The sequence below is a fragment of the Streptomyces sp. NBC_00457 genome (assembly GCF_036014015.1).
Taxonomy (GTDB): Bacteria; Actinomycetota; Actinomycetes; order Streptomycetales; family Streptomycetaceae; genus Streptomyces.
Genome location: NZ_CP107905.1, coordinates 1,259,127 through 1,282,717, shown reverse-complemented (window position 1 = coordinate 1,282,717; position 23,591 = coordinate 1,259,127). Strand labels below are relative to the sequence as shown.

Here is a 23,591-nt window from a genome sequence, read left to right as displayed (position 1 = left end):
TCCACTTATGTGGATCGCTGATCCGGATAAGCCTATCCCGCAGTGCGGGCAGGAGAAAATGATGCCGACACACACGATGAGGGCGGTCCAGCTCCATGAGCACGGCGGTCCTGATGTACTGCGCTACGACGAGGTGCCGATTCCCGAGCCGGGGCCGGGTGAGGTGCTCGTTCGCGTGTACGCGGCCGGCGTCAATCCTCCGGATTGGTACCTGCGCGGCGGGCTGACCAAGGTGCCCGGGGAGACGGAGTCGACGGTCGGCCTGCCGGTGATTCCGGGGACGGACGTGTCGGGCGTCGTCGAGGCCGTCGCCGCGGACGTGGACGGCCTCGCCGTAGGTGATGAAGTCTTCGGTCTTCTGCGTTTCCCCAGCTTCGACGGTCGCGCATACGCCGAGTACGTGGCCGCGCCCGCGTCGGACCTCGCGCGCAAGCCGGCCGGTATCGACCATGTGCACGCCGCCGGCGCGCCCATGGCCGGGCTGACGGCGTGGCAGTTCCTGATCGAGGTCGGACATGATCACCCGTCGCCCTTCCAGGAGGCGCGGCATCGCCCGACGGCACTCGACGCCGACACGACGGTGCTCATCAACGGCGCCGCGGGCGGCGTCGGGCACTTCGCCCTGCAACTGGCGAAGTGGAAGGGGGCACGTGTCTTCGCGGTGGCATCGGGCGCGCACGAATGGTTCCTGAGCGAGCTCGGCGCCGATCAGTTCATCGACTACACCAAGAGCCGTCCCGAGGAACTCGTGCACGACGTCGACCTCGTTCTCGACACCGTCGGCGGCCCCCACAGCAGCCGCCTCCTGCGCACACTCAAGCGCGGCGGGGCCCTCTTCCCGGTGTTCCCCGGCGAATTCGACGAAGCAGAGACCGCCAAGCTGGACGTCACGGTCTCGATCGCCCAGGTCCGCTCGAACGGCGCGCAACTCGCTGAACTGGGACGCCTGCTCGACACCGGCACGGTCCGCGTCGCGATCGACAGCACGTTTCCGCTCGCGGATGCCCGGGCCGCCCACGAACGCGCCGCCCGAGGGCACATCCAGGGCAAGATCGTGCTCACGGTCGCTTAGGTGGACAGTTCCTCGTGTCAGGCCACTTCCGTACCGGTCGGTGCGGATGTGCTACGGTCTCGTTCGACGTCATTCAGTACCGGTCGATACCGAAGTGTGTGGAGGTCATGGGCATGGGACAACTCGAAGGCAAGACCGCCGTCATCACCGGCGGCAGTACCGGGATCGGCCTGGCGACCGCGAAGCGACTCGCCGCCGAGGGCGCACACGTGTTCATCACCGGACGACGCAAGACCGCGCTGGACGCGGCCGTGGAGGCCATCGGCCCGTCGGCGGCCACCGCGGTGGCCGGTGATGTCTCCGACCTGGCCGACCTGGACCGCCTGTACGACGCGGTCCGCGCCCGGGGCCGGGGCCTGGACGTGGTCTTCGCGAACGCGGGGAGCGGCGCGCTCGCGACACTGGAGCAGATCACCGAGCAGCACTTGGACCAGATCTTCGGTGTCAACGTGCGCGGCACGCTGTTCACCGTGCAGAAGGCGCTGCCTCTGCTCAACGACGGTGCGTCGGTGATCCTGAACTCCTCGGTGCGCGCCGACGACGGGGTCGCGGCGTTCGGTACGTACGCGGCCTCCAAGGCGGCGATCCGGTCCTTCGCCCGGACCTGGGCCAACGAGCTCAAGGGCCGCAACGTCCGGGTCAACGCGATCTCCCCGGGCACCATCGACACGCCTGGACTCGACGCCGTGGTCAGCGCGGAGGATGCGTCCGTCACCAAGGCGCAGTTCGCCGCGGGCGTCCCGCTCGGCCGGATCGCGGACCCGGCCGAGGTCGCCCATGTGGTCGCTTTCCTCGCCTCCGAGCAGAGCAGCTTCATCCTCGGCGCCAACCTGTATGTCGACGGCGGCGAGAACCAGATCTGACCAGCGCTGTCCCGGCTTTCCCGACCAGGCCCTAGACCACCCCCCGCGCGCGCAGTTCGGCCAGCCGCGTCTCCGTCACCCCCGCCAGCCTGCCCAGCACCTCGGCCGTGTGCTCGCCCAGTGCGGGCGGCGGGGTGTAGCCGTCGACGGGGGTGGCGGTCAGGCGGATCGGGTTGGCGAGCAGGGGGAGTCGGCCGGAGAGTGGGTCCTCGACCTCGACCAGCATCTCGCGGTGGCGGATCTGGGGGTCGGCGAAGACCTCGGGCATCTCGTTGAACGGGCCCGCGGGGACGTCGTGTTCGTCCAGGACGGCAAGCCATTCGTCGCGGGTCCGGGTGCGGAGGATCTCCTCCAGCACCGGCAGGATCTGCTCGCGGTGCGCGATCCGCGCGGACGTCGAGGCGAACCGCGGGTCCTGCAACAGGTCCGGACGGTCGGCCGCCGTACAGAACGCGGCGAACTGTTTGTCGTTGCCCGCGACCAGGAAGATCGGCTTGTCCTTGCACTGGAAGGCCTGGGACGGGATGCCGCCGTAGCCCCCGTTGCCGCGCCGCTGCGGGACCTGACCCGACACCAGGTAGTTCATCGCGAAGTGGGACAGCGAAGCGAGCCCGCAGTCCAGCAGGGACAGGTCGATGAACTGGCCCTCGCCGGTGGTGTCCCGGTGCCGCAGAGCGGCGAGCACGGCCGTGGCGGCGTACAGGCCGGTGAGGATGTCGACCATGCTGACGCCGACCTTCATCGGCTCCTCGGGGTAACCGGACACGCTCATCATCCCGGACATCGCCTGGAAGATGCCGTCGTAGCCGGGGCGTTGAGCGTACGGCCCGGTCTGGCCGAAGCCGGTCACGGAGAGGTACACGAGCCGGGGGTTGAGCGCGCGCAGGCTCTCGTGGTCGAGCCCGTACTTCGCCAGCGTCCCCGCCCGGAAGTTCTCCACCACCACGTCCGACCGGGCGGCCAGCGCACGGATCAGCTCCTGGCCCTCGGCGGTCGCGTGGTTGACGGTGACGGACTGCTTGTTGCGGTTGCAGGCGAGATAGAACGCGGCCGTGTCGGTGCGCTCACCGTCCGGGCCGGCCGGGAAGGGTGGCCCGTACGTCCGGGAGTCGTCGCCGCTGCCCGGCCGCTCCACCTTGATCACCTCCGCGCCCAGGTCGCCCAGCATCTGGGTGGCCAGCGGGGCCGCGAGGATGCGGGACAGGTCGAGGACGCGGATCCCGGCCAGGGCGGTAGACGGCATCGAGCACCCTCCCCTTCTCGAGTTTCTAATGAGTTAGATAAATGCTACATCCACTCCTCGCGGATGGCGCTGAATCATGTAACTATATGGATCTGCACTGCGAGGCAGAGACCGGAAGGTGCGCGGATGACCGTCGCGGCGAGGAGCCTCACCGACCAGGAACAGCGCGAACGCCGCGAGTGGTTCCGGGCCCGCTGGGAGCGCGGGGTCAAGTTCAACCGCGACTGCGGCATGCGCATCCTGCGCTGGGACCCGGACGGCATCGAGATGGTCCTGCCCTACGCCGAGTCGCTCTCCGCCCACGAAGGCGTCTTCCACGGCGGGGTGATCTCGGCGCTCATCGACACCGCGGGCGCCGGAGCCGTGATCGCCGGGCACGACTTCGACAAGGGCAGCCTGCTGAGCACCGTGTCGATGTCCGTGCAGTACCTCGCGCCCGCCCGTGGCCGGGAGGCCGTCGCCCACGCGCGGTGCGTCCGGCGTGGCCGGCGGCTGCACTTCGCCGATGTGGAGGTCCGTATGCCGGACGGCCGGATCTGTGCGCGGGGCCAGGTGGTGGTGACCATCTCCGGGGAACGGGCCGGTGTCGGCGACCCCATCGAACCGCTGACGGAGGAGTGACGACGTGCCCGAGCAAGCCGATCAGGACCTGGTGCTGTACGAGGTCGACGAGGACGGAGTCGCCACCCTCACCCTCAACCGGCCCGAACGCAAGAACGCCTGGAGCATCCCCATGGAGCGCCGCTTCTTCGCGCTCCTGGACGAGGCCGCACACGACCCGTCGGTGAAGGTCGTGATCATCACGGGGTCGGGCCGGGCGTTCTGCCCCGGCATGGACGTCCAGCGGCTGGAGCAGAACTCCCAGCCCGGCCAGTCCCTCAACCTCCAGGCCCGGGTGCCGATGTACAGCAAGCGGGACATGCCGAAGCCGCTCATCGCCGCCATCAACGGCGCCTGCGCCGGCATCGGCCTGGTCCAGGCCCTCATCTGCGACATCCGCTTCGCCGCCCGCGGCGCCCGCTTCACCACCGCCTTCACCCGCCGGGGCCTGGCGGGCGAGTACAACATGCCGTACGTCCTGCCCCGCGTCATCGGCCTGGAGAACGCCCTAGACCTGCTGCTCTCCGGCCGGGTCTTCGACGCCGACGAGGCGAAGGAACTCGGGCTCGTCAGCCGGGTCGTGGAGCCCGAGGACCTGCTCGACGCGGCCCGCGCCTACGCCCGCGACATCGCCCGCAACTGCTCGCCGCGCGCCATGGCCGTCGTACGCCATCAGGTGTACGGCGATCTGGACCGGCCGTTCGAGGAGGCGCTGGCCCGCTCGTACTCGGCCATGGAGTTCTTCGCCGGGTCGCCGGACTTCCGTGAGGGCGTGGCGAGCTTCGTGGAGAAGCGGGAGCCGAAGTTCGAGGGGCTGCCCGCCGACTTCGATCCCGAGGACGCCACCCGCGACGCGTTCCTGCCGTACTGACCGAGGAGACCACGAGACATGACAGGGCAGCCGTTCCCCGTCGAGGCCGGGCACATCATGATGTTCGCCCGCGCCATCGGCGACGAGAACCCGGCGTACGAGCGGTTCGCGCCGCCTACGTTCGCCATGGCGAGCGCGCACTACGACCCGGAGTACCACCTGCGTCCCAAGCCGGGACAGGAGTGGTTCGGCTCCGGAGGCGGCCCCGGGACGATGCCCGAGGGCGGCGGAGGACTCCACGCCGAGCAGCACTTCGAGTACCACCGCCCGGTACGCGCGGGGGAGACCCTGTACGCGCACACCGTGCCGGGGCGCAGCTGGGAGAAGCGGGGCCGCACCGGGCTGCTGCTGTTCAGCGAGCGGATCACCGAATACCGGGACGCCGACGGCGAGAAGGTCGTCACCGCCCTGACCGTGGCCGTCGTCCCCGAGGGCCCCGCCACCCGGAAGGACTCGTGATGCACGTCGACGACATCAAGGCCGGCGAGACCCGTGAGAGCGTGCTCGTCGAGGACCTGAAGCGCACCCGGATCGTCCAGTACGCGGGTGCGTCCGGGGACTTCAACCCCCTGCACACCGACGAGCTGTTCGCCAAGCAGACCGCGGGCTACCCCGGCGTCTTCGCCCACGGCATGCTCACCATGGGCATGACCGGACGGGTGCTCACCGACTGGGTCGGCATCGAGTCGCTGCTGACCTTCGGTGTGCGCTTCAAGGCCCAGGTGTGGCCCGGGGACACCCTCACCGCCACGGCCACCGTCGAGTCCGTCGAGGACACGCCGGCCGGTCCGGTCGCCCGCTTCTCCCTGCGCACGGTCAACCAGGACGGCGGCGAGGTGGTCACCGGCACCGCGACGGCCCGCCTGGAGCCCTGAGCCGTGGACCGCCCAGGCGCAGTCGAGCAGGACACCTGGACCGCCATGGTCAACCGCGCCTACGACCACGCCCGCCCCGCCACCCGGTTCGGCGACGAGTGCTGGACCGGACGCGAACTCCTCGACCGGGCGGGCGGCGCCGCCGACTGGCTCGACACACTCGGCCTCGCTCCCGGCGAACCCGTCCCCGCCCTCATCGCCACCTCCGCCGACGCCCTCGCGCTGGTGATCGGCGGCGCGGGCTCCGGACACCCCCTGGCGCCGCTCGGGGTGCGGATGACTCCGTACGAGATCGCGGCGGTGGTCTCGGCGGGCACGTCCGACGTCTTGGTCGTACAGGCAGAGTTCGCGCATCTCGGTGACGAAGTCGCCCACCTCACCGGCCGCAAGACCGTCGTGGTACCCGAACTGGCTTGTATCTCCAGGTCACTTACAGCTGTTCCGGACGAACTCGCCGCCGTCCTGCACACCTCCGGTACGACGGGAGCACCCAAGCCCGTCCCCATGAGCCAACGCCGACTCGCTGCCCGTGCACGGGTCAATAGCGGACTCTGCGCGCTGGACGCCGAGAGCTTCTACGGCGGCAGCGCGCCCTTCCACCACATCGCGGGCCTGGGCAACATCGCCGTCGCGCTCGCCGCCGGAGCGCTGATCACCGGGCTGCCGCGGTTCACCGTCGACGGCTGGGCCCGTCTCCGCGAACTCGGCACCACCCACACCAGCATGGTCCCCGCCATGCTGGAGACGCTGCTGGCCGCCGGGCAGGCCCGGCACGAGAGCCTGCGCGTCCTCCAGTACGGCGGTGCGCCCATCCGCCCCGGCACGCTGCGGCGGACGTACGAGCAGATGCCCGGGGTGCGGATGCTCAACATGTTCGGGCAGACCGAGGGCTCACCGATCAGCGTGCTCACCCCCGACGACCATCGCGAGGCCATCGCCGGGCGCACGGAGTTGCTGCGGTCCGTCGGACGGGCGGCGCCCGGCGTCGAGGTGCGGGTGCGGGACCCCGGGCCGGACGGGATCGGCGAGATCGACGCCCGCGCGGACCATTTCTTCCGGATCGACGAAGCGGGCTGGCTGCGCAGCGGCGATCTGGGACGGGTCTCGGCGGACGGCTATCTCTATCTCGCCGGGCGCCAGACCGACATGATCATTCGGGGCGGGGAGAACGTCCATCCACTGGAGGTGGAGACCGTCCTCGCCGCCCATCCCGATGTCGCCGACGTGGCGGTCACCGGCGTACCGGACGACCGCCTCGGGCAGACGGTCGTCGCCTTCGTCGTCCCCGCCGACCCCACCGCACCGCCCGACCCGGACACGCTCAGGGCGTACGCCCGCGCCCGGCTGTCCGGCTTCAAGGTCCCCGTCCGCTGGAGCTTCGTCGCCGACCTGCCGCGCAACGCCAACGGCAAGGTGCTGCGCCGCAGTCTGAGCAGGAGAGTGACATGACACGCGAATCCATGGGCGTCGACCCGCATCGGCTGGATGTGCTGCTGCGCAGGATCAGGCTGGAGGTGGAGCACGGCCCGCTGCCGTCCGCGCAGGTCGCCGTGGCCCACGCGGGGAAGTTGGTGGCTTTCGAGACGTGGGGGGAGGCGCGGCCGGACACCCGCTACATCCTGCAGTCCGTGGGCCGGTCGATCGTCGCGGGCGCGGTGTGGAAGCTGATCGGCGACGGGCTGCTCGATCTCGGGGAGCAAGTCGCCGCGATCATCCCGGAGTTCGCGCCCAACGGGAAAGAGGCGGTGACGGTCGAGCAGGTGCTCACCCACACCGCCGGCTTCCCCTTCGCGCCGCTCGGCCACCCGAAGATGCTCCACCGTGAGCAGCGGCTGGCCGCCTTCGGCCGCTGGCGGCTCGACTACCCGCCGGGCAGCCGCTTCCAGTTCCATCTCACCTCGGCCGCCTGGCTGATCGCGGAGATCGTGGAGCGCCGTACGGGCCTGCCCTTCGCCGGTCATCTCCGCGAGCGGATCGTCGGTCCGCTGGGCCTGTCGTCGATCGAGCTGGGCGTCCCGGTGGACCAACAGCCCGGCACGGTCGCCCCGATGACGGCCACCGATCGCACCGACGACGACCAGAAGCCCGACCCCTGGGGTCCCTGGTATCTGTCCGACCCGGAGGTGCTCGCGGCGGGCGAGCCGAGTCACGCGCTCGTCGCCACCGCCGCCGATGTCGCCCTGTACTTCCAGGCGCTGGAGCACTCGGGCCTGTGGAAGCCGGAGGCGGTGGCCGAGGGCACCCGGATCCGGCTGACCGAGCATCCCTACGGCGACCAGGTCTACGGCGGCGGGGGCAGCCGGCGTACGAGTATGGGGCTGTTCGTCACCGTCGCCGGACCTGACGCGGGCAGCGGGCTGCCGTCCACCGGCTCGCCGTCGCTCTTCGGGAACGCCGGAGCCGCCTACCAACTGGGCTTCATGGACCCGGAGACCGGGGTGTCCTTCGCGCTGCTGAGCAACGGCTATCCACTCGCCGGATACGACCACTCGCGGCGCGGTACGGCCTTCATGACGAACGTCGCCGATCTGGCGGCCGACCTCACGGACTGAGTGGGCTGAGCGGTGTCAGTCGATCAGTTCGAGGACGGTCTTCGGGCCGGCCGAGTTCACCACGTCGTCGGCGCTGGAGATGTGCCGCTGCCACAGCTTCTCGGCCTCGTCGGCCTTGCCGGACTCGATCAGCCCGACCAGCCGGACATGCGCGCGGTGACCCTTGAGGGCCTGGGCCTTCTGGGTCTCGGTGTCCGTGGCGGCCGCGGTGTACGAGGCGTTCGCCCGGTCGACGATGGTGCGCAGCATGCCGCACAGCAGGATCAGGGTCTGGTTGCCGGTGAGCTCGACCAGCAGGGCGTGGAAGGCGTCCTGGGCGTCCACGAGCGCGAGCGGGTCGTCAAGGACGGACTTCTCGGCGGCCACCGCGTCACGCAGCCGCTTGATGTCGTCCGCCGTGTGCTTGACGGCGAGCTGGCGGGCGCACGGCGGCTCGATGAGCGCGGCGGCGCGGTAGACGTCGCCGAGGGTGGCGCCGCGGTACTCGAGGATCAGACCGGCGAAGCGGGCCGCGACATCGGCGTCCGGCGCGCTCACCCGGGCGCCGCCGTGGGCGCCGCGGCGGACCGTGATCAGCGACTCCGACTCCAGGACACGGAAGGCCTCACGCAGGGTCGGCCGGGAGATGCCGAACTGCTCCATCAGCCCCGACTCCGGCGGCAGCGCGTCGTCGGGCTTCAGCTCGCCCCGCACGATCTGGCGGCGCAGATGCGCGGCGACCAGCTCGGCCGTCTTCGGTACGCGCACCTGGCGTCCGACGCGGGCGCGGGAGGGGGCGGGCATGGGGGGCGCTTCTGCGCGGGCTGCCTCGGCCACGGCGGAGTCTCCTCGCTGACGATGTGTGCCGTATAGAGCAAAATGAATCTGCTTAATGTATCGAGGGTACCAGGTCAAGGGGTCGGTGATCGCGGTCGGGCGGACCCGGATCTGGCGTCCGTCCACCCCTTGGGTATATAGATGATTCATCTATCTATTTTGGAGACGCGATGGTGATCCTCTCCGACCTCACCGACGACGGGGTCATGCTGCTGACCCTCAACCGGCCCGAGCGGCACAACGCCTGGACCCTGGAGATGGAGCTGCTCTACAACGAGCTGTTCGACCGCGCCGAGTCCGATCCCGGCGTACGGGCCGTGGTCCTCACCGGCGCAGGGCGCAGCTTCTGCCCCGGGATGGACATGAGCGTGCTCGACGGGGCGTCCTCCGGGGCCAAGCCGTGGCCGACCGATCAGCTGCCGCCGCGCACCCGGCCGATGACCTTCCCGAAGCCCGTCGTGGCCGCGATCAACGGTGCCTGCGCCGGTATCGGCTTCAACCAGGCGCTGATGTGCGACGTGCGGTTCGCCGTGCCGGGCGCCCGGTTCGCCGCCGCGTTCAGTGCGCGCGGGCTGGTCGCGGAGGACGGGGTGTCCTGGATCCTGCCCCGGCTGGTCGGCTACGGGAACGCCAGCGATCTGCTGCTGTCCTCGCGCCGGATCGAGGGGCCGGAGGCGCTGGCGATGGGCCTGGTCAACCGTCTCGTCGAGCCGGAGGAACTGCTCCCGACGGCACTCGCGTACGCCACCGAACTCGCCCGCTCCGCCAGCCCGTACGCGATGTCCCTGATCAAGCGGCAGCTCGCCGACGACCAGGCGCGGAGCTTCGTGGCGAGCCGGGACAGCGCGGCCGCGCTGCTGGCCACGGCGAAACGCGCCCCCGACTACCGGGAGGGCGTGCGCAGCTTCATCGAGCGACGGGAGCCGGAGTTCGCCGCGCTGGGCGAGGCGGCGTCGTGACCCGCGCGGAGCTGCCGCTGCACCGTCGCACGATCACCATCAGCGCCTACGAGGAGGACGACGGCGCCGAGCTGTCCGTCGAGGCGGAACTGGCCGACGTACGGCCGCGGGAGGACGCGTCGGCCGCGACGGTCCACCGGATGGTGCTGGCGGTGCGGGTTCGGCTCGCGGACATGGTCATCGTGGGGGCCGACGCGGACATGCGGACGTTTCCGCATGCCGAATGCCCGCTGATCGTCCCGGCGTTCGAGGGTCTGGTCGGGTTGAGTGTGGCCGCGGGGTTCAATCGGGCGATCCAGGGGCGGTTTCGGGGGATCTCGGGCTGCACTCATCTGTACGAGCTTGCCCGTGCGCTGGGGCCCGCCGTTGTGCAGGCCGCGATCTCGGCGAATGCGCGGCGGCGGGATTCGGGGCGGCCGTCTCATGGTCCGCGCTCCACCGCCGGCGTCCTGAACAGCTGCCATATCTGGGCGCCGGACGGTGTGGGGCTGCGGAAGTTGGATGCGGGGTGGCGGCCGGGGGAGGGGCCGGTGCCGGTGCCGGAGGTTGAAGCGTTCGAGGGGCGTTAGCTGCGCCGGTAGGGTTGTTCGCTGGCTGCGGGGCGGTGGGGGCTGGTCGCGCCCACGCGGCGGAGCCGCAAATTAACACAGCCCCGCGCCTCTATCGGGGCGCCAGCGAACCCCGGATCTACACCCTCGGTTCTCTCGGTAGCCCCAGTACCCGCTCCGCGAGGATGTTCCGCTGTACCTGGGACGTTCCTGCGTAGATCGTGCCCGAGCGGGCGATGAGGTACGTCGTCGACCAGGATGCCGAGGAGTTCGCGGCGCCGGGGTCGTCGGTGCGGTAGGTGCGTAGGGGTGGGCGGCCCTGTGGGACCTGGGCGTGGAGGCCCATGATGTCCATCGCCAGGTCGGTGACCTCGGTGTGGTACTCGCTCCAGTACAGCTTGGCGATCGACGACTCCGGGCCGGGCTCGGCGCCCTTCAGCCAGCCGGTGAGGATGCGGTAGCCGAGGAAGCGCATGATCTCGACCTTGGACCAGCACCAGGCGATGCGCTGCCGTACGACGGGATCCTGGTCCTTGCCGTACTGGCGGGCGAGTTCGACGAGGCGCTCGACCTCGGCCTTGAAGAGGATCGGGTTGGTCGCGGCCTCCTCCCCGCGCTCCACGCCCAGCAGGCTCTGGGCGACCGTCCAGCCGTTGTCGACGCCGCCCACGACGAGGTCGGCCCGGGTGCGGGCGCCGGTGAAGAAGACCTCGTTGAAGTGGAGCTGGCCGCTCATCATGCGAAACGGGCGGACCTCGACCCCGGGTTGGTCGAGGGGGACGAGGAGGAAGGAGATGCCGCGGTGCTTGGGGGCGTCGCGGTCCGTGCGGGCCAGGACGAAGATCCAGTCGCAGTGGTGGGCGCCCGAGGTCCACACCTTCTGGCCGTCGATCACCCACTCGTCGCCCTCCCGTACGGCCCTGGTGGTGAGCGAGGCGAGGTCCGAGCCCGCGTCCGGCTCGGAGTAGCCCTGGCACCAGGTGTCCTCGCCGCTGAGGATGCGCGGCAGGAAGTGGCTCTTCTGCTCCTCCGTGCCCCAGCGCAGCAGGGTGTTCGCCAGCATCTTCACGCCGAACGTGTCCTGCGGCAGCCCGAACGGCACGCCCGCCAGCGCCAGTTCCTCCATCAGGACGACCTGGTGGAGCTTGGAGAGACCGAGGCCGCCGTACTCCTCGGGCCAGGTGAGCGAGAGGTAGCCGCGCTCCGCGAGCCGCCCCCGCCAGTCGCGGGCGAAGGCCCACGCGGCCTCCTCGTCGAGGGCGCCGATGCCGTGCCAGTCGGCCGGAAGGGCGTCCGCGAGGAACGCCTTGACCTCGCTCCGGAACGCCTGGGTCTCCGGGGGATAAGTGATGTCCACCTGCGCTGTCTCCTCTCGCGGACGGGGGCTCGCCTTATTGATACTTTCAGCGTAATAGGTTATCTATTTAAGTGGAATAGCGTCGAGCCAGGGGACGGGCGGGCATGGGACTGCTGGACGGCCGTAGCGCGGTGATCACCGGTGGCGCACAGGGCATCGGCTTCGAGATCGCCGGTGTGCTCGGCAGCGCGGGTGCGTCGGTGGTCCTCGGCGACATCAACGAGGACGCGGCGGCCGAGGCGGCCGAGCGCCTCACCAAGAACGGCGTCGCCGCCACCTCCCTGCGCTGCGATGTCACGGACGAGGACGAGGTCGCCGCCCTCGTCGCGCACTGCGCCGACATCTTCGGGCCCGTCGGCGTGATGATCAACAACGCCGGCATCACCCGGGACGCGACCCTGCGCAAGATGCAGATCGCCGACTTCCGCGCCGTCGTCGACGTCCACCTCACGGGCGCCTGGAACGGCACCCGGTTCGCGGCCGAGTCGATGCGCGCGCACGGCGTGGGCGGCAGCATCGTCAACATCTCCTCGATCGCCGGCAAGGTCGGCAACTTCGGCCAGACCAACTACAGCGCCGCCAAAGCAGGCCTCGTCGGCCTCACCAAGGCCTCCGCCAAGGAACTGGCCCGCGCCGGCATCCGCGTCAACGCCGTCCAGCCCGGGCTGATCCGTACGGCCATGACCGAGGCCATGCCGCAGGCCGCCTGGGACGCCAAGCTCGCCGAGATCCCGATGAACCGCGCGGGCGAGCCCGCCGAGGTCGCCCAGGCGGTCCTCTTCCTCGCCTCCGGCATGGCGAGCTACATCACCGGAGCGGTTCTCGAGGTGACCGGTGGTCGATACATGTGACGCCCGTTCCCGTGTGGCCCGTATCTGTGTGGCCCGCTCCAGCGACGCCCGTCCCCCTGACGAAAGGCAAGACCGATGCGTGACGCGGTGATCTGCGAACCCGTGCGCACCCCCGTCGGCGGCTACGGAGGTGTCCTGAAGGACGTCACCGCGGCCGAACTCGCGGCCACGGTCGTGCGGGCGGTGCTGGAACGGACCGGCATACCGCCCGGCGCCGTCGACGACGTACTCCTCGGCCAGTGCTACCCCAACGGTGAGGCCCCCGCGATCGGCCGGGTAGCCGCCCTGGACGCGGGCCTGCCCGTCGAGGTGCCGGGCCTCCAGATCGACCGCCGGTGCGGCTCCGGGCTCCAGGCCGTGATCATCGCGGCCATGCAGGTGCAGACCGGCGCGAGCGACCTCGTCCTGGCCGGGGGAGTGGAGTCGATGAGCCAGGCCGAGTTCTACACCACCGACGTGCGGTGGGGCGTACGCGGCGCGGGCACCACCCTGCACGACCGGCTGGCCCGCGGCCGGGTCACCTCCGGAGGCGTCAACCACCCTGTCCCCGGCGGCATGTTGGAGACGGCCGAGAACCTGCGGCGCGAGTACGGCATCCCGCGCGAGGAACAGGACCGACTGGCTCTGCGCTCCCACGAAAAGGCCGTCGCCGCCCAGCGGGAGGGCCGGTTCGCGGACGAGATCGTGCCGGTCACCGTACGCACTCGCAAGGGTGAGACGGTCGTGGACACCGACGAACACCCGCGCCCCGACTCGACGTTGGAGAAGCTCGCGGCACTGCGCCCCGTCCTCGGCCGCAAGGACCCGGACGCGACCGTCACCGCCGGAAACGCCAGCGGCCAGAACGACGGCGCCTCACTCTGCATCGTCACCCACCCCGAACGCGCCGCCGAACTCGGCCTGCGCCCGCTGGGCCGCCTGGTCTCCTGGGCCGTCGCGGGCGTACCGCCGGAGACGATGGGCATCGGCCCGGTACCCGCCACAGCCAAGGCTCTGGAACGGGCGGGTCTCAAACTCGCCGACATCGACCTCATCGAACTCAACGAGGCCTTCGCCGCCCAGGTGCTCGCCTGCACTCGCGAATGGGCCCTGACCGAGGCCGACTTCGAGCGGTTCAACGTCAACGGCTCCGGTATCTCGCTCGGTCACCCCGTCGGCGCCACCGGCGGCCGGATCCTCGCCACCCTGCTGCGCGAACTCGACCGCCGCGACGCCCGCTACGGCCTGGAGACCATGTGCCTCGGCGGTGGACAGGGCCTGGCCGCGGTCTTCGAGCGGCCCATCGACATCACTGCTCAGGGAGGACGCTGATGGCCGGACTGATCGCGTACGGCGCCTATGTGCCGTACCACCGCCTCGCCCGCGCCGATCTCGCCGCCGTGCTCGGCACACCGCCCGGCAAGGGCACACGCGCGGTCGCGGGCTACGACGAGGACACCACCTCGATGGCTGTCGAGGCGGCCCGCGGCGCCCTCGCCCCCGATGGGCTGCGCCCCCGCATCGGCCAGCTCTTCCTCGCCACCGCGGCCCCCGCCTACCTCGACAAGACGAACGCCACCGCCGTGCATGCCGCCCTCGGCCTCGACGAGCACGTCCTCGCCGCCGACATGGCGGGCTCCGTACGCTCCGGCCTCGGCGCCCTCATCACGGCCGCCCGCTCCACCGTCCCGACCCTCACGGTCCTGTCCGACCTGCGCACCGGCCTGCCCGGCGGCAGCGACGAGTCCGCGGGCGGCGACGGCGCGGCGGCGTTCGTGTTCGGCGGACACCGCGACAGCACCCCCGTCATCGCGGAACTCCTCGCGCACGACACGGTGAGCGACGAGATCCTGGACCGGTGGCGCCTGCCCGGCTCGCCCACCTCCCGGGTGTGGGAGGAACGCTTTGCCGAGGAGATCTACGTCGACCTCGCGGGCGAGGCCCTCACCGCCGCGCTCGACCGGGCGGGACTCGACATCGCCGCCGTCGACCACCTCATCGTCTCCGGCCTGCACGCGCGCGCGTGCGCCTCGGTACGACGCAAGACCGGCGCCCGCCCCGAAGCCGTCACCGCCGACCTCACCGCGGCGATCGGCAACCCCGGCACAGCCCAGCCCGGCCTGCTCCTCGCCGACGTCCTCGACCGCGCCCGCCCCGGCGAGACCATCGCGCTGGTCGTGCTCGGCGACGGCGCCGGAGTCATCCTCCTGCGCACGACGGACGCCCTGCCGGCCCACCGCAGCGCCCGCCCGGTCGCCGGGCAGATCGCGGCGGGCAGCGCGCCGATGCCGTACGCCACCTATCTCTCCTGGCGCGGCCTGCTCGACCGGGAACCGCCCCGCCGCCCCGACCCCGAACCGCCGTACGCCCCGCCCGCGCACCGCCGCAACAGGTGGAAGTACGGCTTCGTGGCGGCCCGTTGCGAGAAGTGCGGCACCCGCCACCTTCCTCCGGACCGCGTCTGCACGTCCTGCCGCAGCGTCGACGCGATGACCGGCGAACCGATGGCGGACGTACGCGGCACGGTCGCGACCTTCACGGTCGACCGGCTCGCGCACACGCCGAGCCCGCCGATGCTCGTCGTGGTCGTCGACTACGACGGCGGCGGCCGGTTCCGCTGCCAGCTCACCGACGCCACCGAGGCCGACGCCGTCATCGGCGCCCGAGTGGAGATGACCTTCCGGCGCACCGTCACCGCGGCCGGCGTCCACAACTACTTCTGGAAGGCCCGTCCGGTCCGTACGGACGAGGACTGACGAGGGGAACGAAAACATGGGCTCGCACGGAATTCGGGACCGCGTCGCCATCGTCGGCATGGGCTGCACGCCTTTCGGCGAACACTGGAACCGCTCGGCCGACGACCTGCTGGTCGACGCGGTCGGCGAGGCGGTCACCTCGGCCGGCATCACCCTCGACGACATCGACGCGTTCTGGCTCGGCACCCAGGCCTCCGGCGTCTCCGGCCTCACCCTCAGCCGCCCGCTCCATCTGCCCTGCAAGCCGGTCACCCGCCTGGAGAACATGTGCGCGACCGGCTCGGAGGCCCTGCGGAACGCCTGTTACGCGGTCGCCTCGGGCGCCTACGACGTGGCCATGGCGGTCGGCGTCGAGAAGCTCAAGGACTCCGGGATGAGCGGGCTCTCGGGTACGACGATGCCGGGCGCCGGTGACGACAGCCGCGGCGAGATCACCGCACCGGCCAACTTCTCCCTCCTCGCCCCCGCCTACGCCGCCAAGTACGGCCTGGGCGAAGCCGAGTTGAAGGACGTCATCACCCGTATCGCCTGGAAGAACCACGCCAACGGCGCGCGCAACCCGCGCGCCCAGTTCCGCAAGGAAGTCCCGCTGGAACGCATCAAGTCCGCGCCCATCGTCGCGGGCATGCTCGGCGTCTTCGACTGCTCCGGCGTCTCCGACGGCTCGGCCGCCGCGATCGTCGTACGCGCCGAGGACGCCTACCGGTACACGGACAAGCCGATCTTCGTGAAGGCACTGTCGCTCGTGGCGGGACCGGCGGACGGACTCCAGGACCCGGAGTACGACTTCACCACCTTCCCCGAGGTCGTCGCCTCCGCCCAGGAGGCCTACCGCCAGGCCGGTGTCACCGACCCGCGCGCCGAGATCGCACTCGCCGAGGTCCACGACTGCTTCACGCCCACGGAGCTGGTGCTGATGGAGGACCTGGGCTTCTCCGGGCGCGGGCAGGCCTGGAAGGACGTCACCAGCGGCGTGTTCGACCTGGACGGCTCGCTGCCGGTCAATCCGGACGGCGGACTGAAGGCGTTCGGCCACCCCATCGGAGCCTCGGGGCTGCGCATGATGTTCGAGGCGTGGCTGCAGTTGCGCGGCGAGGCACCACCGGAGCGCACCGTGCGCACGCTCGCCGAGGGCCGTTCCCTCGCACTCACGCACAACCTGGGCGGCGGACCCGGCGAATGCGTATCATTCGTGTCATTGGTCGGCAGCGAACTCACAGACTGAGAAAGGGAGTTCGCCATGGGACGACTCGACGAAAAGATCACCGTCGTGACCGGCGCCGCCTCCGGGATCGGCGCCGCCACCGCCCGCCGCGTGGCGGCCGAGGGCGCGCACACGGTGGTCGCCGATCTGAACCTCGACGGCGCCAAGGCCGTCACGGAGGAGATCCGGGCCGCCGGCGGATCCGCGCTCGCGGTCCAGGTCGACCTCGGGGACATCGAGAGCGTACGGGCCATGGTGGAGGCGGCCGTCCAGACGTACGGCGGCCTCGACGTCCTGGACAACAACGCCGCCGCCACCCACCTGGCCGCCCATCAGGACCTCGCGGTCGCGGAGGCCGACCCGGCCGTCTGGGACGACACCATGCGGATCAACCTGCGCGGCACCATGGTCGCGATCCAGGCCGCCGTCCCGCACATGATCGCGCGGGGCGGCGGGTCCATCATCAACACCTCGTCCTGTTCCGGCATCGCGGGGGACCTGCGCAACCCCGCGTACGGCGCCTCGAAGGCCGCGCTCATCAACCTCACGAAGTACGTCGCCACGCAGCACGGCAAGCAGGGCATTCGCTGCAACGCCATCGCGCCCGGATTCATCGTCACGCCGGCGAGCGACGACTCGGCGCACGGAGCGATCCGGGAAGCGATGCTGCGCCATCACCTCACCCCACGGCTGGGGCTGCCGGAGGACGTCGCCTCGGCGGTCGTCTTCCTCGCCTCCGACGAGTCCGTGTTCATCACCGGGCACACCCTGCGCGTGGACGGCGGGCTGCTGGCCCATCAGCCGTACGTGGCGGATCTGCGCGACAGCATGTGAGTCACTGCAGCAGCAGGTCGATCACGCCCGTCAGATCCTCCTCACCACTGCCTTCGGCAAGGCGTCGGCGCATCAACTCGAAGAAGGGGCTGAGCAGTTCAGGACTGACGCCCTGCTGCTCGGCCGTGCTCAGAAACGTCGGCGTGCCGGCCACCTGCATGGCGATATTGGACACGACACCCTTGGTGTAGTCGCCGCTCTTGAGCTGATCGGCGGTCGTGTGCACGGCCGGCGCCATCGCGACGAGCCAGTCCGCGAGCAGCGGGGCGAGCGACGTGGGGTCGATGTCCTCCTTGCGGATCAGCGCGAAGGCATGAGCGGCCCCGGCGAACATCCCGTACATGGCGCTCAGCAGAGCCACGTCGTGCAGGGCCGCGAAGCCCGCGTCCTCGCCCACGTAGCGGGTGCCGACCGGGACGCCCAGCGTCTCCTGATGCCGCTCGAACAGCTCCCGCGAGCCGCTGTAGAAGACGTAACCACTCGCTTCCGGGACGCCGACCATCGGCGGCACAGCCATGATCCCGCCGTCCAGGTAGCGGGCGCCGCGCTCGCGGGCCCACTCGGCGCGGGCGCGGGCCTGGCCCGGAGTGCCGGTGGTCAGGTTGACCAGGTCCCGGCCGGCCAGCTCGGTGCCGCCCAGCACCTCCTCGACCGACGCGTCGTCCAACAGGCAGACGACGACCAGTGCGTTCGCCGCGACCGCCTCAGCGGCGCTGTCCGCGACCCGCGCACCCTCGGCGCCGAGCGCCGCCGCGCGGGCCGGGGTGCGGTTCCAGACGGTGAGTGGGTGCCCGTCGGCCATCCAGGCCCGGGCCAGTGCGGTACCCATCGCGCCGAGGCCCAGCAGCGTGACGGGGGCCTTCTCAACAGTGTTCTGTGTCATGCCGATCAGGCTGCTCGCAGCCCCGAAGGTGATCAAGTACGCACTTCGGAGTGGGTGGTTACTCTGTGGTGAGCGAGCACGTCAGAGGGGTGGGGCATGACGACGCTGAACCGGCCGGGCACACCAGACGGACACGTCTGCGGCATCGACACCGCGATGGAGGTCATCGGCGGCAAGTGGAAGGTCCTGATCCTCTGGGCCCTCCACGAACACCCCCACAGCCGCTTCGGCGAACTACGCCGCCTGCTCCCGGGGATCACCGAGAAGGTCCTCGCCTCTCACCTGCGAGAGATGGAAGCGGACGGGGTAGTACACCGCGTCTCCTACGACGAGGTGCCGCCCCGAGTCGAGTACTCACTGACGGAGGACGGCACACGCCTCAACGCGGCGCTGGAGCCGCTGGCTGCTTGGGGCCGGGAACGGCAGCGTCCCTAGGGGCGCGGGGAACTGCGCGCCAAGCCCCCACCGGCCCGCAGCTGCTCACACATTCACCGGATCCTCAGGGGACAGGTCCCCCAAATAGGCGGCCCGCACCGCCGCATCCCCCCGAACCTCCTCCGGCGTCCCCACACTGATCCGCCGCCCGAAGTCGAGAACGACCACCTGATCGCACACGCTCATCACCATGTCGACGTCGTGCTCCACCAGCAGAATCCCCATCCCCCACTCCTCCGCGAGCCTCCGCACCAGATGGGCCAGTTCACGCGTCTCGTCCTCCGACAGCCCCGCCGCCGGTTCGTCGAGGAGCAGCACGGACGGCGACGCCGCCACCGCACGGGCGATGGCGAGCAGCCGCCGCTCGCCGTAGGACAGGTCGCCGACCGGCCGGTTCAGGCTGTCCTGGAGGCCGAACTCCCGCACGGCGACCAGCACATGCGCGGGCAGCGGCCGACTGCCCGGCCGGATCAGGTCCGTGAGGTACGTCCACGGACCGGGCCGATCGCACGCGGCATACAGATTGTCCAGGACGGTCATGTCCTCGAACAGCTCCAGTGACTGGAAGGACCGGCTCAGCCCGGCGGCGGCACGCCGGTGCACCGGTGCGCGGGTGATGTCCCGCTCACCGAGCCGCACTTGTCCGGACGCGGCCCGGGTGAAGCCGGTGACGGCGTCGATGGCGGACGTCTTGCCCGCGCCGTTGGGTCCGATGAGCCCGACGACCTGGCCTGGCTCGATGCCGAAGGACAGCCCGTCGACGGCGACGACACCGCCGTATCGGACGGTCAGGCCCTCCACGTGGAGGGACAGAGGTGCCGCCCGGTCCACGGTCTGCTCGGTGGGGCCGTCGACCGCAACAGGTTTGGTACGGCGGTCAACTCGCGCCGCCTGCTTGGCCAGTTCACGCCCGATGCCGTCCTGGTTGCCCACCAGCGTCAGCACCAGGATGATCCCGCCGATCAGCGGCATCCACTCACTGAGCCCCGGCAGGACCAGGTCCCCGAAGCGGGCGCCGACCGTGCCCGCCGCGAACGTGGCGCCGAACAGCGGGCCGACCAGGAAGCCGACGCCACCGATCACCGCGAGCCCGAGCACGGTGATGGAGTCGAAGCTCGCGAAGTCGCTCAGCACCACGGACGTCGAGCGGAACCCGGTCAGCACTCCGGCGAGTGCGGCGATGGCCGAGGACAGCCCGAAGGCGTACAGCTTGGCCGCGCGGACGTCGATGCCGAGGGCCGCCGCGGCCCGCTCGTTCGCCCGGACCGCGACCAGCCGGCGCCCGCTGCGGCTGCGCCGGACGTTGGCGACGACGAGCGTGGCCGCGACGAACATGACCAGCACGACGGTGGCGTACCGCTGCGGATGGTCGACCCCGGAGATGCTGATGCCGAAGAGCGTCTGCTTGCCCACCGCGATCCCGTCGCTGCCCGGGGTGGTGGCGAGGTCGGTGTTCTGGAAGACCATCGTCTCCAGCGTGGTGGCGAGCCCGAGGGTGATGATCGCGAGGTTGACCCCGCGGGTCCGGACCGCCGGGAGCGCGAACAGCAGGCCGATCGGGACGGTGCCCAACACGCCCGCGAGCAGCGCGAGTTCGAAGGGCCAGCCCCAGTCGGCCGCGACGTGCCCGGCGATGAACGCGCCGGTCCCGGCGAGGGCGTACGCCGCAAGGGACACCTGTCCCGCGTACCCGGTGACCACGATGATCGACAGGATGATCAGGGAGAGGACCAGGGTGGTGGTGATCGCGTCCGCCCACAGCGGCGACGACACGCTCACGAGCAGCAGGCCGACGGCCACGGCGACGGCGAGCGGCACGGGCCGTACCCGTCCCGTGCCCAGGGTCGGCATCCGGTCCAGGAACGTGCCGCGCAGCGGCAGCGCCTTGCCCCGCGCCACCAGCACCAGGGCGATGAAGAGGAACGGCACCGAGGCGGCGAGCCCGGTGACGTCGGAGCCGAAGCGGGTCAGCTCGGACTGCACGACGCCGATCAGCAGACCGCCCGCCAGCGTGACGGGGAACGAGGAGAACCGGCCGACCAGGGCGGCGGCCAGCGCGCTCAGCAGCAGCGTCGTCAGACCGGTCACCGACAGGCCGATCACCGGCACGATCAGGATGCCCGTCAGACCCGCGAGCGCCGAGCCCAGCCCCCAGTTGGCGGCGGCGATGAGGTCCGCGGACCAGCCCAGCGATGCCGCGGCGCTCTGGTTCTCCGCGACCGCCGTGGTGCCCAGGCCGAACAGGGTGCGCCGGTACAGGACATGGAGGACCGCGGTGACCGCGATGGCGATCCCGAGCAGCCAGACGCGGTCCTCGGACACCTTCGCACCGGCGATCTCCAGCAGCCGGTTCGGCAGCTTGCCGGGCACCAACTGCACGCTGTCGCCATAGCGCTTGACCGCGACGGCGGTGAGCACGATGAACACCGCGAGCGTGCCGACCAGCCGGGCCAGCGACGACGCCCGGCGCAGCGGGCGGATGACCAGCAGGTGCGTGAGCAGTCCCAGCAGCGCGGACGCGGCCACCCCGCACGCCACGGCCGGCCAGTAGGGCATGCCCTGCTGAACGGCCAGCTCCCACTGCACATAGGCCCCGGCCATCCCGATCGCGCCGTGCGCGAAGTTCAGGACACCGGAGCCCCGGTAGATCAGCACGATGCCCTGGGCCGTGAGCGCGTACAGCGCACCGAGCCCCAGACCGAGCAGCGCGAAACGCAGGATGTCGTCCACGACAGATACCTCCCAGGGCCCCAGGGCCTACCTCTCAGGGCTCCATGAGTAGCGAACGACCGCGGGCCCGGCAAGGCTATAGCGCACATTTATTTAAATAATTGCTACGAGAGTACTTCTCTAACGAGACATCTCGCTCCATGCTGTCGGCATCTCGACGTCGCCCATCCGGGCCGACTCCCTCGGAGGGATCATGAACGACTCACGCCGACGCAGAACTGCCGCAGCGAGCTGTCTCGCGATGACCGGAGTGCTCCTGGCCGCCGGTTGCGGGGGAGAAGCCTCCTCGGACACCTCGACCACCTCCGAGCTCAAGGGCACCCCGGTCAAGGTGATGGTCTGGGCCCCGGAGGACACCCAGGGCAGCGCCCAGCCCGGGGTCCGGCTCACGGCCCAGGCCTATGAGAAGTGGATCAACGACAACGGCGGGATCAAGGGCGGTCCGCTGAAGGTGCTCACCTGCAACGAGAAGAACGAGCCCGACGAGGCCGAGAAGTGCGCCCAGCAGGCCGTCGCCGAGAAGGTGGTCGCGGTCGTCGGCTCGTACAGCCTGGCCGGCGACCGCTACATGCCGATCCTGGAGAAGGCCGGCATCCCCTACATCGGCGGCACCGGCGTCTCGGCCGCGGAGTTCTCCAGCCCGATGTCCTTCCCGGTCAACGGCGGTACACCGGTGGTGTTCGCCGCGCACGGCAAGCAGTTGGTGGACGAGGGCTGCAAGAAGATCTCCGGCGTACGGTACGACGTGGCCGCCGCCGCGATCGTCTCGAAGTTCCTCACGCTGGGCGTGACCGCGGCCGGAGGCGCGGCGCCCAAGGACCTGAAGGTGCCGGTCACCGCGACCGACCTGGCCCCACAGGTCGCCGCCGCGACCAAGGACGCCGACTGTGTCAGCGTCATCCTGGGCACCCACTCGGACCTGTTCGTGACGTCGTACGTGCAGTCCGGCGCCGACACCCAGCTGGGCAGCGTCGTCGGCAACCTCACCCCGGAGCTGGCCGAGAGCACCGGCGGCGCGAGCAGCCCGCTGGAGGGCTCCGCCATCACCGGCTACTACCCGCCCGTCTCGGACGCCTCCTGGAAGGACTTCGTCGAGGCCGCCGGCGGCAACAAGGACATCGACACCACCAACGGCGCCAACGAAACCGCCTGGGTGGCGTTCAAGGTCTTCACCGAGGCCGCGAAGAAGCTCCCCAGCATCACGTCGAAGGCCCTGGTCGACGAGTTGAACACGACCGACGGCATCGACACCGGCGGCCTCACCCCGAAGCTGACCTGGCAGGAGTCGACGGCTCTCCCCATGGAAGGCATGGGGCGGATCCACAACACCACCGCCACCGAACTGACCATCCGTGACGGCAAGATCGAGTGGGCCGAGTCCGGCTCCACCTTCGTCGACGTCCGCAAGCTCCTGACCGCGAAGGCGTCGGGGTGATGCACCCACCGAAGGCACCACTGATCGAGGCCCGTGCCGTCTGTGCCGGATACGGCACGCGGCCCGTCGTACGCGACCTCGACCTGGAGGTCCGCCCCGGAGAGGTCGTCGCCCTGCTCGGGCCCAACGGCGCGGGCAAGTCCACGACCCTCCGGGCGCTCGCGGGCGACCTCGCCGTGATGAGCGGCGAGGTGCGGTGGCTGGGCGACGCACGCCGGGCGCCGCTGCACCGCCGGGCCCGCGAGGGCCTGGCGTACGTGGGGGAGCGGGCGGTCTTCACCGGCCTCGACACCGCCGAGAACCTACGCGTCGGCCGGGTCACCACCGACCGGGCCGTCGCGCTCTTCCCCGAGCTCGGCACCCGCCTGACCACCGGAGCCGGCATGCTCTCCGGCGGTGAGCAGCAGATGCTGTCCCTGGCGCGGGCGCTGTGCCGCTCGCCCCGGCTGCTGCTCGCCGACGAACTCTCCCTGGGCCTGGCCCCCCTCGTGGTCGACCGCCTCCTGCGCGCCGTGCGCGAGGCGGCCGACCAGGGCCTCGGCGCACTCCTCGTCGAACAGCACGTACGCAAGGTGCTGGACATCGCCGACCGCGTGTACGTCCTGCGCCGCGGCCGGATCGTCATGACCGGCACCCCGAAGGAACTGCGCGAGAACCTGAACGCGATCGAGTCGTCGTACCTGGCCGAGGAGCGTTCCCAGAAGACAGATCACTGAGCTACCTGACAG

General features: G+C 70.7%; 23 protein-coding genes. 18 read left to right on the top strand and 5 right to left on the bottom strand.

The window, feature by feature from the left end; genetic code table 11:
- Positions 1-61: 61 nt before the first annotated feature.
- On the top strand, positions 62-1,072 hold the full coding sequence (locus OG828_RS05925; protein ID WP_328504810.1) for an NADP-dependent oxidoreductase: 1,011 nt from the start codon (positions 62-64) through the stop codon (positions 1,070-1,072).
- Positions 1,073-1,185: 113 nt separating this feature from the next.
- Positions 1,186-1,935, top strand: coding sequence for an SDR family NAD(P)-dependent oxidoreductase (locus tag OG828_RS05920; protein WP_328500329.1), 750 nt, complete (start codon positions 1,186-1,188; stop codon positions 1,933-1,935).
- 31 nt (positions 1,936-1,966) lie between these two features.
- On the opposite strand, the gene OG828_RS05915 is transcribed toward OG828_RS05920, so the two are convergent.
- Positions 1,967-3,178, bottom strand: coding sequence for a CaiB/BaiF CoA transferase family protein (locus tag OG828_RS05915; protein ID WP_328500328.1), 1,212 nt, complete (start codon positions 3,176-3,178; stop codon positions 1,967-1,969).
- 126 nt (positions 3,179-3,304) lie between these two features.
- On the opposite strand from OG828_RS05915, the gene OG828_RS05910 reads away from it, so the two are divergent.
- The 6 genes from OG828_RS05910 to OG828_RS05885 are packed head-to-tail and all read left to right on the top strand — an operon-like array spanning position 3,305 to position 8,076.
- Positions 3,305-3,799, top strand: a complete 495-nt coding sequence (locus OG828_RS05910) for a PaaI family thioesterase (RefSeq protein WP_328351000.1) — start codon at positions 3,305-3,307, stop codon at positions 3,797-3,799.
- Positions 3,800-3,803: 4 nt separating this feature from the next.
- Complete coding sequence (locus tag OG828_RS05905) at positions 3,804-4,649, top strand: enoyl-CoA hydratase-related protein (RefSeq protein WP_328500327.1); 846 nt, start codon at positions 3,804-3,806, stop codon at positions 4,647-4,649.
- A gap of 18 nt (positions 4,650-4,667) precedes the next feature.
- Positions 4,668-5,108 (top strand): FAS1-like dehydratase domain-containing protein, encoded by a 441-nt coding sequence (locus tag OG828_RS05900; protein WP_328500326.1) that lies wholly within the window; start codon positions 4,668-4,670, stop codon positions 5,106-5,108.
- Positions 5,108-5,524 carry a MaoC family dehydratase gene (locus tag OG828_RS05895; protein WP_328350994.1) on the top strand — a complete coding sequence of 139 codons (417 nt, stop codon included), beginning with the start codon at positions 5,108-5,110 and terminating at the stop codon, positions 5,522-5,524. The genes OG828_RS05900 and OG828_RS05895 overlap by 1 nt, the downstream gene beginning before the upstream one ends.
- Positions 5,525-5,527: 3 nt before the next feature.
- The gene (locus OG828_RS05890; protein WP_328500325.1) at positions 5,528-6,973 is read left to right on the top strand and encodes a class I adenylate-forming enzyme family protein; all 1,446 of its coding nucleotides are present in this window, start codon (positions 5,528-5,530) and stop codon (positions 6,971-6,973) included.
- Positions 6,970-8,076, top strand: a complete 1,107-nt coding sequence (locus tag OG828_RS05885) for a serine hydrolase domain-containing protein (protein ID WP_328437008.1) — start codon at positions 6,970-6,972, stop codon at positions 8,074-8,076. The genes OG828_RS05890 and OG828_RS05885 overlap by 4 nt, the downstream gene beginning before the upstream one ends.
- 15 nt (positions 8,077-8,091) lie before the next feature.
- Here the strand turns inward: OG828_RS05885 and OG828_RS05880 are convergent, their stop codons facing one another.
- On the bottom strand, positions 8,092-8,892 hold the full coding sequence (locus OG828_RS05880; RefSeq protein WP_210569463.1) for a FadR/GntR family transcriptional regulator: 801 nt from the start codon (positions 8,890-8,892) through the stop codon (positions 8,092-8,094).
- A gap of 170 nt (positions 8,893-9,062) precedes the next feature.
- On the opposite strand from OG828_RS05880, the gene OG828_RS05875 reads away from it, so the two are divergent.
- Both OG828_RS05875 and OG828_RS05870 read left to right on the top strand, forming a co-directional pair.
- On the top strand, positions 9,063-9,851 hold the full coding sequence (locus OG828_RS05875) for an enoyl-CoA hydratase-related protein (RefSeq protein ID WP_328500324.1): 789 nt from the start codon (positions 9,063-9,065) through the stop codon (positions 9,849-9,851).
- On the top strand, positions 9,848-10,420 hold the full coding sequence (locus OG828_RS05870) for a DUF2889 domain-containing protein (RefSeq protein ID WP_328500323.1): 573 nt from the start codon (positions 9,848-9,850) through the stop codon (positions 10,418-10,420). Before OG828_RS05875 ends, OG828_RS05870 begins: the two co-directional genes overlap by 4 nt.
- Positions 10,421-10,538: 118 nt before the next feature.
- Here the strand turns inward: OG828_RS05870 and OG828_RS05865 are convergent, their stop codons facing one another.
- Positions 10,539-11,756, bottom strand: coding sequence for an acyl-CoA dehydrogenase family protein (locus tag OG828_RS05865; RefSeq protein ID WP_328500322.1), 1,218 nt, complete (start codon positions 11,754-11,756; stop codon positions 10,539-10,541).
- A gap of 104 nt (positions 11,757-11,860) precedes the next feature.
- Here OG828_RS05865 and fabG point away from each other — a divergent pair, with 104 nt between their 5' ends.
- The 5 genes from fabG (at position 11,861) to OG828_RS05840 (ending at position 17,380) form a co-directional block, all read left to right on the top strand.
- Positions 11,861-12,607 (top strand): 3-oxoacyl-ACP reductase FabG, encoded by a 747-nt coding sequence (gene fabG / locus OG828_RS05860; protein ID WP_328500321.1) that lies wholly within the window; start codon positions 11,861-11,863, stop codon positions 12,605-12,607.
- A 75-nt stretch (positions 12,608-12,682) separates the two neighbouring features.
- Entirely contained in the window at positions 12,683-13,918 is a 1,236-nt protein-coding gene (locus OG828_RS05855; RefSeq protein ID WP_328500320.1) for an acetyl-CoA C-acetyltransferase, read from the top strand.
- The gene (locus OG828_RS05850; protein WP_328500319.1) at positions 13,918-15,342 is read left to right on the top strand and encodes an OB-fold domain-containing protein; all 1,425 of its coding nucleotides are present in this window, start codon (positions 13,918-13,920) and stop codon (positions 15,340-15,342) included. Before OG828_RS05855 ends, OG828_RS05850 begins: the two co-directional genes overlap by 1 nt.
- Positions 15,343-15,358: 16 nt before the next feature.
- A complete protein-coding gene (locus OG828_RS05845) occupies positions 15,359-16,567 on the top strand; it encodes an acetyl-CoA acetyltransferase (RefSeq protein ID WP_328350969.1) in 1,209 nt (402 codons plus the stop codon).
- Between the two features lie 15 nt (positions 16,568-16,582).
- The gene (locus OG828_RS05840) at positions 16,583-17,380 is read left to right on the top strand and encodes an SDR family NAD(P)-dependent oxidoreductase (protein ID WP_328350966.1); all 798 of its coding nucleotides are present in this window, start codon (positions 16,583-16,585) and stop codon (positions 17,378-17,380) included.
- Position 17,381: 1 nt separating this feature from the next.
- Here the strand turns inward: OG828_RS05840 and OG828_RS05835 are convergent, their stop codons facing one another.
- The gene (locus OG828_RS05835; protein ID WP_328500318.1) at positions 17,382-18,263 is read right to left on the bottom strand and encodes an NAD(P)-dependent oxidoreductase; all 882 of its coding nucleotides are present in this window, start codon (positions 18,261-18,263) and stop codon (positions 17,382-17,384) included.
- A gap of 96 nt (positions 18,264-18,359) precedes the next feature.
- Here OG828_RS05835 and OG828_RS05830 point away from each other — a divergent pair, with 96 nt between their 5' ends.
- Positions 18,360-18,698: a winged helix-turn-helix transcriptional regulator gene (locus OG828_RS05830; protein ID WP_328500317.1), complete on the top strand. Its 339-nt coding sequence runs from the start codon at positions 18,360-18,362 to the stop codon at positions 18,696-18,698.
- A gap of 45 nt (positions 18,699-18,743) precedes the next feature.
- On the opposite strand, the gene OG828_RS05825 is transcribed toward OG828_RS05830, so the two are convergent.
- Positions 18,744-21,428 carry a branched-chain amino acid ABC transporter permease/ATP-binding protein gene (locus OG828_RS05825; RefSeq protein WP_328500316.1) on the bottom strand — a complete coding sequence of 895 codons (2,685 nt, stop codon included), beginning with the start codon at positions 21,426-21,428 and terminating at the stop codon, positions 18,744-18,746.
- A 241-nt stretch (positions 21,429-21,669) separates the two neighbouring features.
- Between OG828_RS05825 and OG828_RS05820 the strand changes: the two genes are divergently transcribed.
- Positions 21,670-22,863, top strand: coding sequence for an ABC transporter substrate-binding protein (locus tag OG828_RS05820; RefSeq protein ID WP_328350954.1), 1,194 nt, complete (start codon positions 21,670-21,672; stop codon positions 22,861-22,863).
- Positions 22,863-23,579 carry an ABC transporter ATP-binding protein gene (locus OG828_RS05815; RefSeq protein ID WP_328350951.1) on the top strand — a complete coding sequence of 239 codons (717 nt, stop codon included), beginning with the start codon at positions 22,863-22,865 and terminating at the stop codon, positions 23,577-23,579. Before OG828_RS05820 ends, OG828_RS05815 begins: the two co-directional genes overlap by 1 nt.
- Positions 23,580-23,591: the final 12 nt, after the last annotated feature.